12 protein-coding genes are annotated in these 12,126 nt (G+C 50.2%); 1 reads left to right on the top strand and 11 read right to left on the bottom strand.

All coding sequences use genetic code 11. The features are described from left to right. Positions 1-298 precede the first annotated feature (298 nt). Positions 299-1,039, top strand: coding sequence for a dienelactone hydrolase family protein (locus tag C1H66_RS15745; protein ID WP_102628834.1), 741 nt, complete (start codon positions 299-301; stop codon positions 1,037-1,039). Between the two features lie 239 nt (positions 1,040-1,278). Here the strand turns inward: C1H66_RS15745 and C1H66_RS15740 are convergent, their stop codons facing one another. The 11 genes from C1H66_RS15740 to C1H66_RS15690 form a co-directional block, all read right to left on the bottom strand. Further along, positions 1,279-1,620 carry a YciI family protein gene (locus C1H66_RS15740; protein WP_102628833.1) on the bottom strand — a complete coding sequence of 114 codons (342 nt, stop codon included), beginning with the start codon at positions 1,618-1,620 and terminating at the stop codon, positions 1,279-1,281. 1,181 nt (positions 1,621-2,801) lie between these two features. Beyond that, positions 2,802-3,188 carry a hypothetical protein gene (locus C1H66_RS15725; protein ID WP_102628830.1) on the bottom strand — a complete coding sequence of 129 codons (387 nt, stop codon included), beginning with the start codon at positions 3,186-3,188 and terminating at the stop codon, positions 2,802-2,804. 271 nt (positions 3,189-3,459) lie between these two features. Further along, a complete protein-coding gene (locus C1H66_RS22655; RefSeq protein ID WP_146010738.1) occupies positions 3,460-4,053 on the bottom strand; it encodes a hypothetical protein in 594 nt (197 codons plus the stop codon). Positions 4,054-4,388: 335 nt separating this feature from the next. Then, the gene (locus C1H66_RS15720) at positions 4,389-4,712 is read right to left on the bottom strand and encodes a hypothetical protein (protein ID WP_102628829.1); all 324 of its coding nucleotides are present in this window, start codon (positions 4,710-4,712) and stop codon (positions 4,389-4,391) included. Positions 4,713-4,980: 268 nt separating this feature from the next. Then, positions 4,981-5,700, bottom strand: coding sequence for a hypothetical protein (locus C1H66_RS15715; RefSeq protein ID WP_102628828.1), 720 nt, complete (start codon positions 5,698-5,700; stop codon positions 4,981-4,983). 330 nt (positions 5,701-6,030) lie between these two features. Next, positions 6,031-6,861: an abortive infection family protein gene (locus tag C1H66_RS15710; RefSeq protein ID WP_102628827.1), complete on the bottom strand. Its 831-nt coding sequence runs from the start codon at positions 6,859-6,861 to the stop codon at positions 6,031-6,033. 200 nt (positions 6,862-7,061) lie between these two features. After that, a complete protein-coding gene (locus C1H66_RS22940) occupies positions 7,062-7,205 on the bottom strand; it encodes a hypothetical protein (protein WP_170064168.1) in 144 nt (47 codons plus the stop codon). Positions 7,206-7,209: 4 nt separating this feature from the next. Then, complete coding sequence (locus tag C1H66_RS15705) at positions 7,210-7,803, bottom strand: DUF6338 family protein (protein ID WP_102628826.1); 594 nt, start codon at positions 7,801-7,803, stop codon at positions 7,210-7,212. A gap of 271 nt (positions 7,804-8,074) precedes the next feature. Beyond that, complete coding sequence (locus C1H66_RS22650) at positions 8,075-8,389, bottom strand: hypothetical protein (RefSeq protein WP_146010737.1); 315 nt, start codon at positions 8,387-8,389, stop codon at positions 8,075-8,077. Between the two features lie 508 nt (positions 8,390-8,897). After that, on the bottom strand, positions 8,898-9,818 hold the full coding sequence (locus C1H66_RS15695; RefSeq protein WP_102628824.1) for a DUF4238 domain-containing protein: 921 nt from the start codon (positions 9,816-9,818) through the stop codon (positions 8,898-8,900). Between the two features lie 259 nt (positions 9,819-10,077). After that, complete coding sequence (locus tag C1H66_RS15690; RefSeq protein ID WP_102628823.1) at positions 10,078-11,514, bottom strand: IS1182 family transposase; 1,437 nt, start codon at positions 11,512-11,514, stop codon at positions 10,078-10,080. Positions 11,515-12,126: the final 612 nt, after the last annotated feature.

Raw genomic sequence — 12,126 nt, 5'->3', positions numbered from 1 at the left:
GAGGCCACGGGTGTCCCTGCCGGGATGCGTGGGGTAAGCCCCTGATTAGGTGGAGGTACGGTGCATTCTTCGCAGGGTTCCTACGGTGGGGCTCGCTTCGTCCATGAGGCCTGCCGAGCCACTGGAGTCTACTCCTCATTGCCCCGCGGCTTTAGCTCGGCGGGCTCCAGGCGCTGCGGATGACCTCGGGGCGGAAGAGTAACGACCTCGTCAACAGGGCCTGTCTCTGGTTAGATGCGTCTTGGGTGACATTCGTCCCTGACGACATCCATCCCCATCGACACCCCGGAGCCCGCTCATGTCTCGCGCTATCGACATTCCTGCCGCCGACGGCACCATCGACGCCCATGTCTTCACGCCCGGGAGCGCCGAAGGCCCACTGCCAGCCGTGGTGCTGTTCACCGATATCGGCGGCCTGCGCCCCTGCTATCACGAGAAGGCTCAGCAGATAGCAGACAACGGCTATGCCGTGTTGATGCCCAACGTCTACTACCGCAATGCACGTGGCCCCGTCGTGCCGGAGGGCAAGTCCTTCCGCGATCCGGATGTGCGTCCGACGCTGTTCGAGTATGCCGGCCACCTGACGCCCGAGGCGCAATCCCGCGATTTCGTCGCCCTCCTCGATTGCATCGATGGCGAGGCCGAGTTCGCGGACGGCAAGGTAGGCGTGGTCGGTTACTGCATGACCGGCGCCTTCGCGCTGCGCATGGCGGCCGAACACCCCGACCGCATTGCCGCCGCGGCCGGCTTTCACTCGGCCCGGCTGGCGGGCACCGACGACCCGTACAGCCCAGTCCACGTGGTCGGCACCATCGAGGGGCGCGTCTATCTCGGCCACGCCGACAAGGATGAGCTGCTGCCCCCCGAGCAGATCGCCCGCATGGACGAGGCGCTGGCCAAGGCCGGCGTGCACTTCACCACGGAGCTCTACAAGGGTGCAGCCCACGGCTTCACGGCCAAGGACGCCCCCGCCTACGACGCGACCGCCGACGCCCTGCATCACAAGCGGCTCGCCATGCTCCTGGAAGAGACGCTGTAACGGGACCTTCCCCCCTTTTCATCAGCGGTCCCGCTGTATGGGGCCGTGATGGCGGGAGCAAAGCCCGCCTTTGACGAGGGTAAATGGGAACCTGTCCCCGATTACCCAACTTATACCTTCTCCGGCCAGGAGCAGCCCTTCAGCGAGAGATGATTAACAAGTCTTCCTCTGCCTACTTGCGGGAGGAGTCCATATATGAATTGTTAGGCCGCACTTTCTGCGCCATTTCTATGCCGCCCTCAGGACTGCGGGTCGAACCCGAAGACGCGTAGCTCTTGGTCACAACGACAGGCCTTCGCGATGCGCGCGGCCCACGCGACGGCCTCCTCGCGTGAGGGTAGTTCGAGCACAGTGAAGCCGCCGTCAAGCGGGGGCGCCCATGGGTAGCCGCCCTCGGCGACTGCTCCGTCTGCTCCGACGAGAACGGGCGGCACGCCTTCGTCGATGCCGCCGCCGAAGACGTAGACGCCGGCGGCTTTCGCCTCGTCGATCACGGCGTGCGCGTCGCGACCCACCGCCTCCCACTCGCCTTCGGGCACGACCATCGCAGCGCTGGGAAAGGAGATCAGGTACTTGGCCATGGTGCTATTTCCTTTGGAGATTGATGTCGGTCGTGGAGCGAGTGTGCGGCCTAACAGTGATTAGACCGCACGCCGACTGCGCCCTAACCTACTGAAATACCATAATATTAAGTATAGCTCGGCAGTATAACACCGATCATCGTGCCGGCTACATAACACGGATGGATGTGCCCGCAGCATCTACCGGCAGGCCCGCTTAGGGTCGTCTGCTGTCATTTACAATCAATCAGCATGGTCTGAAATGCTCCTTACGGCCAAGAGCGAACTTTGAGACTTTCCTGATATTCAACGTTTGAGCTCAGGCCGCGGCCCGTCAGGGCCGTCGCGCCTGCAGCGAATAGTTTAGGTTTCCTATGGCAGTAGCAGTTGAATATCTGCGAGGTACGCGTCATATGAAACCCAACCAAGTAGTTTGATTACCTGGGTGGCACGGTCAACTTGGGCGACTGGTTAGAAACTAAATTTTCACGTAGCGCCATGTTTTTAAACCAAGTGCTTTAGCAGCTAACTTAGCGGTCTCTTTGTCGCCAAAGCATGATACTTCGTGCAAATCGAGTTCGTTGAGAAGAACGAACTCACCTTCTTTAAGTGAAGAATTGAAGTTGAATTTGTACCACTGAACTTTGCTATGGGTGGTTGCTAGTACGTAACTCATAAATACCTTCTAACGATGAAGCTTAGGCGCGTCGGAATCGAGAAGCGGTAAAGGTGCCGCCTAGAGCGCATTGTTGGGCACTGGCTACACTCACACCGCCTTGTTCGGGGACATGTTTCCAGTGGCGAGTCGCTTTCGTACGATTGCCGAATCTCGCCGGATCCGATCCTTAACTGCCTTCTCGCCGCCAGCCTGAACCGCAATTACTTGAACATCGCTCTCGCTTCCATATCGTCGCTGGAGTACCGGTCTAACGGCCTCTGCATACGCATTCGCTAGTTGTTCCGTGTCGATGTGCGCCATACCCGGAAGGCCAGCGAGTCGGACATGGGGCCCTATAAACAGCTCATTCTTTTCGTCCTGCTCGAAAACCGGACTTGGCGCATGCACAGGAAGCCACGGTTTAAGGGCGTAGTATGTGATTCGATCCATGACATCTACCACCTAGTTTCATGCCAAACGTCGCCAACAGCGGCCGAGCGTAGCGAGGTCCAGCGCACGAAGTGCGCAATGCTGCTTGGCCTTGTTAGCGGCCCCATGGTACAGGATTATCTCTCCAATCGAGGCCGTAACCATACGCGTCCTCTATGGACTTCAGTGCTTCACTATGGCTTTTACCCCTTCCATAAATACCACAATCTTGACACTCGCAAAGGAAATATTTGCCCTTTATCTTGTATGTGCTCAGTTCTTTCAGCCCACATTGAGGACACATTTCTACGACAAGAAACGACCTTTCTTTTTCAGCTTTCCATGCATCTGCCAGCATCTTTTTAATTTCAGAATTGGCTTGTAAGGCTTGTGTCTCTAGTTCTCTTGCTTTTATTGCACCAGCTGGGTCGAACCTACCACCGAAGTAGTTTGCGGGATTTTCTTCCGGGAAATCCTCGAAATAGTCTGACCACTCTCCCATTTTTAACCCCTCCTATGGGTCGATACTTATCGCTAACACCAATCACCGCGCATTCTGTATAACTCGGATGACCGCGCATGTCGCCTTTGCCGGGATGTCAGTTTCGGGTCGTAAGGTGCCGAATATCTTTCATCAGAATAGACTGAAATTCTTAAATCGGCTAACAACTGACGTTCAGACCATCCTGATATATCATCTAGCTTAATCAGTCGCCACGAGCGAATCAAGTAGACAATCAGCTACAAGTTATGATTAGGCATCATCGCCACCATCAGCGTTGCTGATTATCTGCGATTTTATTGAGAGCGGCCCCAATCGTTCGTAGTTCCCTTTCAATCTTCTGAAGAGTAGTGACATTCGGCCCTTGTAGTGCATCAACGATTGCTTGCTCAGAACTCGTGCGTGTAGGCATTCTGCCTAGATGCCCAACGCTCAAGACACATCGTTCTGTCCGCCTCTTATTGAGACCAAGCGGGCTTTTGAAATTGTATGAAATATCAATTTCCATCTTCTCTCCAATCTTGCATTTCAAACCTCCATATTGGCCACCATCAAACACGAAACTTTGACCGGCAGCGATTGCAGGCAAACCATCTTTGAGGACTTCCGAGCCATCCGCCTCTGGCCTTTCGATTCCGAAGCACTGGGCGGGCAAAGGCTGTGAGAAGATGACATCTCTCGCCATACCACCACCAACATTTTCGATTACTAAATCGATAAATGTCTGGATACCTGGATTGGGTCGGTATTGGACAAGAATGTGCGGTTGGGATTGTTTAAGCAGGGCAAGATAAGCCACAGACACAGCCATCAGCGTGACTAACGGGCTAACAAAATAAAAGACTGTCTGGGCCGAAATAGTCACGCATTCACCTCCGTAGAAATCATTCCCCGACGACTAACAGCAACGGGACTACATTACCTAAGGATGAATAAAAGAATATAAGCTTTTTACCATCCCACCCGAGACAATGCAATAGGATTTCCTTTTCTGCCTTCTTGCGTTTCTGACCTTTTCAGGAAGGCCGCTTTCTGTCGGCTTCTGACCATACTCATCTACGTAGCCAAAAGTCTCCATCCGGCCATATGCGGTCTTTCAATCTGCTCTGATATAAGGCTGAGATAATCGGAGGCCGAGCGAAACTATGATATTCTCTAGCGCACTTTGCACGGTCAGGCAGGTTGCCATGTTAGGAGATTTTACTTGCACTTAACGAAAATTCTGCGGGTTATGATCGTACCCGACTGTGCTTGAAAACCACCGGAGGCAGCAAGTGATGAGGCTGTGTAACCACCAGATGCAGTGGAGAATGGAACAGCCTCACCATTCTGATTAAGCACAACATATCCCCTAGCTCCACAAAGCTCGCCGGCCTTTTCTAAGCAACTTCCAAAGTTTTGTACAGCACCATCGCAACTGATGCTGTGACCTTTTGAGCCATCGGCAAGATACACCTCTTTGGAAGTTGCGCATGCAGATATAGCAATAGCAGCCATTACAAATAAAAAGATGCGTATTCTCATTTTTTATTCCTTTTTAATAGATATTGTTCTGCATGCTAGAATATCAACTTTAAGTCGCTTGTTGCTTTCGTTAGCATGTCGTCTTTGGGTCACCAAATAGCGCAACCGCACCATCAGCATAGGCTAAGATTCTTCAATCGGCCAAGAGCGGACTTTCAGCATATTCGGATATAATAGTCTGACTGTGCGACACCCTCCAATGAAACATGATAATACATGGCAAGCTATCCGGCATGCCCGGCGTCCGCACAACCCAGTGGTTAGACGCCTATAGTTTTCGGCCATGGGACTGGAGCCTCGCCTGAATATCGTTTTTTATGGATTTATAGAGAGGTTCGGTTTCTTCTTTGATCTTTTTCCAGCCTTCGTTTTGCATTTTCCAGTCTTTCGCCTCGTGGCCCACCTCCTTTGAAACAACAGCAGACCACAGCTTATCTGACACATTTGAGAATTTTTCTTCGAGTTCCGGAGGCAAAAATATTCCATTCTTAGCCACGTAGCACTGTAGGTCTCCGAAGGCTTGCTTCACTTTGTGAAGGCGATGCCAGAAGATGATGCCACGGTACGTATTCCCCTTATCGTGAGAGTTCCGGACTTCATCCTTTTGGGATTCTGTGAATTCGGTACCCGCGAGAAATTCATCTAACTGTACCGGGTTCATGCGATCCACGTCCGCGTACTGCTGCATTGGTGAAACCAACCACGCAACGAGGCCATGAGCTTCGTCCAGCTTCCCCCAAGCTTCTGGAAGAACCAAGAACTCTTTTTCTTGTAGCTTTAGCGCGCCACTCAGCATTGCGTCGATTTCCACCCTGAGTTTTTGTAGCTCAAGCGCTTGTTGATGTCTAAGTTGGTCCAAACGCTGTGCAAATTTGTTTTCTATCCATGTTTTTCCAAAGTATTGGAACAATAGGTAGGCCACCACGGCAGAGCCGCCCCCATAAGCGATAACCTGACCCAAAAACTTCAAAAAATCGTCGATGATCATTCAGGCCTCTAATAAGTTTTAGACCATTTTCTCATAGAGCAGATGGTGTCTTTCAATTGCACTCACAATAGATTTTCTGATTACGCATATGGCTCAGTCAGCTTCAGCAGACTGCTATGGGATGGCGGAGCCCTGGCCGCCACCATCAGAAAGCGCGGCATCCAATATCATTTCTGTCAAAGCAACCGGACAAATCTTCTCCTCTGAACTGAGCACCATGAAAATTAACATGCCATTTATTCATATAGCTTCCTTAAAGGCCTAACGTCTGCAGCACAGGAAAAATTGAAGCGCAGCGAAAATTTTCCTGGGTGCCAGCAATTGCTAGCGTTACTTCTGGCTCTTTCTCTCATCCCAAGTCTCCAAGACAAATAACGCTATAGTATGAGCCGAGTGGATAGCCAGCCGCGCATGCCTTGGCTTTAGATTATATATTTTTCGCCCTTGGCCATGAGCGGAGCTTGCATGCGTTCTAAACGCTCCAATGCCGTCAACTACAGACAATACGCCAGAAAGAATCTTTTTTAGATCGTGATCTTCCAGAGCTCCTGGGTCAAAGCCTAGGTCAGAACGTACAATCTTCCATACATTTTGGAGATCCTGTTTTTGAGGCATTTCCAACTTTTCATCTGCTATATATGTCTTGAAGATGGATTCAAGAATGTTGCAAGCAGCTGATACAGCCTCTCTAGGTTCAGAGTTTACGTTGGAAAGGGCTCTATTAAACTCTGCATCAATTGAGGGAATATCGCGCCCTTTAATCAGTTCGGCCAGCGATCGACTGGGTGCAGAACTACCATCGGAAATTATTCCGCCCGAAAGATACGTAAGATTACACCGAGAAAGAATGGCTTCTAGCTTTGTTTTGAACTCTTTCTTTACATCCACAGCAGGGGCGCCAAGCCAAGAGAATGTATCATCCTCCAAATCGGGCAACTCCATGTAACCCTCAATAATCCGCCCTAAAACAACTAAAGGATGCTTAGACTCTTTATTGACTCGCCGAAGCCATGCCTGAACTTTGACGGGCTTTGAGCCATCGGGTGGCTCGCCAGGGGCTTCAGCATACGAGAAAAGATTATCCAAGCTGGCGTGTGTTTCGATGGCAGGCATGTTCTCTGACAGCACGGCTATGACTGGGGTTGGGATTTCCTTTCTCATAGGCTTACTCACATCTCTCTTAGAATGCTTAACATCATCGTGCGTGCCGCATAACGAGAACGAACGCGCATCCCACCTTTGCCGGCATGTCCGCTTAGGTTCGGCAGCTGCTATTGCACGTAGCAGATACCGACCAAGGCGGATGCCCCAAACCTGCGATACAATGCTGACGGAAGGACAGAAACCACCAGCGCTGAACCTTATTTCTTCTTAGGAGGGCTTTGGGGCGCCAATTCAGACTTCTCCGGCTTATGACCATTCGTTGCAGGTTCTTTTTGAGGCTGATAACCTTCCTTGATAGGAACATAGCCCCGCTGATCATATCCTTTTTTATTGTCAACCATATTTTTAATCTCCACTATTATACAACTCCACAGAGCGTATCTCTGAGGATAGAATGATAATGCCAGCTGATTGCTCAGCCTGTCTCTCGAAACCGCCGTCTTTGTTCAACAACCACTCTTCTTCCAAGTATATTTGTTCCTCTGAGGGCGCGCTTGAAGCGAAAGACTTATGGCCAAACTTCCCCGCCACCTTCTCTCCATCCTTTAAGGTGACTATAATCCAAAAGGAGCGCCTCTGGCTAAATACAAAGTCCCAAGGCTTTTGTATTGGGTGAGGAATAATATTTTGCACAAAGCTCCACTGCCTTAAGAGCCTCCACGCAAAAACCCACAACACCGGCGCCAGGAAAAGGACAAACAGCCAGAAGAAAAAATAAATGTTTGGATGACTCACGGAAACTGAGCTATTCTCAATCAGGCTGATAGGCCAGAATAAAATTGCATAGTTGAGGCAGCTATATGATACAGCATCGATAACTTGCTTTTGTGAGTCTGCATGCCGAGCAGGTGCCAGTAGTTCATAGGCCTTAATTGCAATAAATCCCGGCACTACAAAAGCAATGAATATTATAAGTTTATTTTCATCCCAGATATTCAAATGTCAGCCCCAATATACAGTGGTGAACATATCTATTCCAAGATTTTTAGCATTTCGGCCACAAGGACATGCTGACCGTAGCGTGCCCCCCATGTTGGCGATAACACCCCCTCGGATATGGCATTTCCAACTGGAATGCTTCATGCCTGATTTGGGTCGTCAACTGCCTCAGCCATCCCATCAGCGTTAGCTGATAATATATTGTAGACAGCCGGACGAAAAAAGCCTAGCGCAGCCTTTTCGGGCCCGAGTTAATTTTCCTCGTCATTAGTCACTTGTATTTTTCTACCTTGCTCTTTAGGTGAGTGTTATATAGATACTCAACTTTATCTATATTCATTATTGAGCCACGGCAAGAGCGAATGCCCGCATTCTTCAAATATTGGGAAAGTGTGAGAGCCGGCCAGTTAGAACCAGATTTTTTGAATATTGCATACATTTCAGCAGATGCTTCTATGAATTGATTTGAGTATGTTGTTGCCCAGCTTCCGGAACCATGATCACCTGGAATGTATTCACCTTGGTATTTTTTACAAAGCTCAATCAGTTCATCAACTCTTACATGATTTTTACTCGATAATTTCATGACGTCGCCACCTACTTGGCTGACAATTAACGCTGAGCTCAATCGACCCGAAGGAGTTCGGTTGGAGCGATTTGTTAATTGAATTCATTTTCCTTTCTTCTTTGGCGTCTGTGCCAATGTACTGCCTGCAGCGGATTTGGAAGTCTTGCTAGTGCGACCATCGCGAAGGGTCTTTGACGCAGCGGAAGCGGCCTTGGGAGAGGTTTGACGCTTTGGCGTTCCCGTCTGAGAGAGTGCGCTACCGGAGGCTGACTTAGATGACTTGCCTGTGGATTTGCTGGTGAGTGTCTTAGATGCGCTTTTAGATGCGCCTTTGCTCGTTGTCTTCTTGTTCATTATTTTGTCCCTCTCGGCTTTTAATTAACATTGATGAACACGCTGGCTGCCTTTTCCAGCATAGCCGCTTGCGTCGACATGTAACGGCCAGAAGCAGCCATTAAAATATCCCTAGTATAAAATCGAAGCTCAGCGGCACCATGTCAGTGGGGGGAGCTCCATCTGCCGAACGTCATCTATCGGCATAGACTAACTCGTTTAATTGGAACTTTGACGCTGCATATATTTGCTCATATGCTAAATTAACAATAGAGCCATTATATTGAGACACTTCAGTTTCACTGACAACCTTGCACTGCATTCTTTGATACTCTGGTTTTTTTGTTAGTAGCAACGCTTTATTTGGTGACAATGGGTAATAAAATTCCAAATGATCGTGATCTGTTACTTTATTTCCAAAAGCGGCATATGTATTGATTATTGGTTGATCGCCTGTTAGGAATGAAGTGTTCGTCTGATTCTCTAGGATAACCATATTCCATAAGGCTCGCTCGACATATATACTCCAACCAAGGGTGGTTGAAAAAACATGGCTCAATATATTCCATGCTTTATCTATATCAAGAAAATCTAGCTCCGCCACTGCGCTTGCAACATTTTCTTTGACATTTTTTGTCCTGAAATACTGAACACAAAGATAGTGTATGAACTCAATAACATTTTCTTCATCGTCCAAAAAATCAATGTTCTGAGTTAACATTCCGTCTAAAAACTTAATGGCGCTAGATTCAATTTTGGAATGAAAATCTTCCCCCAGGGTAATGATTTTGTTTTCGATTTCTTTCTCAAGCTCAGTATCACTGACGTCCAAATCATTAACAGCTTCACGAAGCTTAAAAACAGTGGTAAATAACTCAACCCACCCATGATTCAACTTTATTAGCATCTCTGAGTTGCTTGTATGTATAAGCAACTTTACAAACTCAATCTCCTGAGTCGTCAGGTCCTTTAATCGGTAAAAATCACGCTCTTGTCCGATATTCATCAAGTTGCTAGGAAATATTTTATTTTCTCGATAGCACCATATCTGCTCATTCTCAGACCATGCTCGCAAATAATTTCTCCAGATATAATGATGCCTTCTTTTTTTCATCCTAACTCACTCAATAATATAACCGAATAAACGAGCATGCTGCCTTTGCCGGCATGGCCGCTTTGGGTCCTGGCCGTGTGAAAACAGAAAAAACCTGGTTTGACTCCAGAACCTTCCCCCTCAGCTTCCTGTTGAGACCACACAAGCTATTGCTTGGATGATTGCCGACTGATGCTGTTGTGAGATCTGGAAATCATGAAACCATCAGAAGGCATACATCTCGCCCTTATGGCCCTTGAAAATATGACAAAAAGGGCTGTCACGCCCTCGCAGCCCTCATTAACCCATTGACTCCCAATATCTTTATGACGCGCTTAAGGTTGTACGCCAACACATGAAGACTCATTTCGGTACTCACATTTTTGAGCCGTTTGGTCGTAAAGTGTGTCGCCCCCATCCACGCCTTCAGCGTGCCAAAGGGATGCTCAACCGTTTGTCGCCTTAGGCGCATCATTTCTGGATTCCAATCAAGGCGTGACTGCGCAGCTTCGAGTATATCTTCGTGTTCCCAGCGCCTTATACGCCTCTGTTTGCCAGTCGTGCATTTCTCCTTCATGGAGCAGCTTGCACATGCCGAACTCCAGTATGTATGCAGCTTCATCCCTTTATCTATCGTTTCATACCGCCATGTCAGTCGCTGTCCAGCGGGGCAGGAATATTCATTGCTTTCAGGGAGATACCGAAATGCGTCTCTTGGAAAAAAGCCCTTTGCCTGGCTTGGCGATGTCAGCGGCTTGGGGAGATAGGTAGTGATCCCTTCCTTGTGACAGGCCAGAATCTCCTCGCCCTTGAAGTAGCCTCTGTCAGCCACGACCTTCAGCTCCTTGATGCCAGTCGCCTCCCGCGCTTGCTTGGCTATGTTAGAGAGCTGCCCCCGGTCATGCCCGACGTTGGTCACCTCATGGGCCACAATCAAATGGTGCTGGCTATCGACCGCAGTCTGTACGTTGTAACCCACATTTCCGGTACCTCTGCCACTGGTGGCCATCGCTCTGGCATCCGGATCCGTCAAAGATACTTGCTGATCGGGAGACTTCAGCCTCTCTTCCTCAACTTCTTGTAATCGTGCAGTTTCTTCCCGGAGCTTCGTGATTTTTTCCTTCAGGTGCGCTATCTTGGCCTCGGCCAGAGCAGGCTCATCTCGGTCGGCTGCATCAAACTGACCAAGGTACCGGTTGAAGCTTTCTTCGATCTGCTCAAGGCGACGTTTCATCTTGGTCGCCGTGAAATTTCGGTTGCGGTTGTTGACGGCTTTGAACTTGCTGCCATCGATGGCCACGATGGCTTGTGAGAACAGATCCAACCGCCGGCAAAGCACGATGAACTCTCGACAGACACGGCGGATGGCCTCGCTGTTATCCTTTCGGAAGTCTGCGATCGTCTTGAAATCCGGTGTCAGGCGCTCCGTCAGCCACATCAGCTCGACATTACGCTGCGTCTCGCGCTCTAGGCGGCGACTCGACTGGATGCGATTGAGATAGCCGTAGATGTAGAGCTTCAGGAGTACAGCGGGATGATAGGCAGGCCTACCTGTCGCATGCGGATCGACACCTTTAAAACCAAGCCCTCTGAGATCGAGACCCTCCACAAACGCCTCAATGGCATGGACCGGGTTATCGTCTGCGATGAAGTCGTCCAAAAGCGCGGGGAACAACGTGCTTTGGTCTCGGGCTTCCCCTACCACGAATCGCTTCATCGCCATTTCCTCAGCGGACCTTGGCAAAGTGTAGCGGCCGGTGCGTTTTCACACAGCCTCGGTCGATTTCTGCCCTTCGTCTGATAAATCGGCGTCCACCGATACCATGATTGTCTCTATCTAGGGTGGGCCGCCTCCGCCAGTTGCGCGCTACAGCGATCTCCTACGGTTCCGTGTCGCCATGGGGCTGGCCTGGATCGACTGGCGGGTACGCTACCGCCAGGGGAATGGTGGCGTGCGTGTCGCCTTCCCTGGCAGGGGCTGCATATGGTGTCGCCGTATAGCGACGCCAAGGTATGAGGTTGATACATGCTTTTACACTACAGCCTAATCAAACTTTCTTCGGGTTGCTAAGGAGAATTCTGAGTATTTGCGAAAGGAGGGGGGTAAGGCGGGGGCAGGCTGCGTTGGCGAAGATGATGGCGTCGAGGTCGCCCCTTTGGAGTCTGACCCCGTGCCCGACAGGTGTTGGTGGCATGGGCTCGCCGCTGCGGCCTCGACGTCCCGGGGGTCAGACCCCGGAGGCGTCGCTGATGGCGGCGTGTTCGAAGATGATGGCGTCCGGATCGCTTCTTTGGGGTCTGACCCCGTGCCCGACAGGCGTCGGCGGCA

This window comes from Halomonas heilongjiangensis (genome assembly GCF_002879645.1).
In the GTDB taxonomy this organism is placed as follows: domain Bacteria; phylum Pseudomonadota; class Gammaproteobacteria; order Pseudomonadales; family Halomonadaceae; genus Halomonas; species Halomonas heilongjiangensis.
The sequence above is the reverse complement of the archived record's forward strand: the minus strand, read 5'-3'. Positions and strand labels throughout refer to the sequence as shown.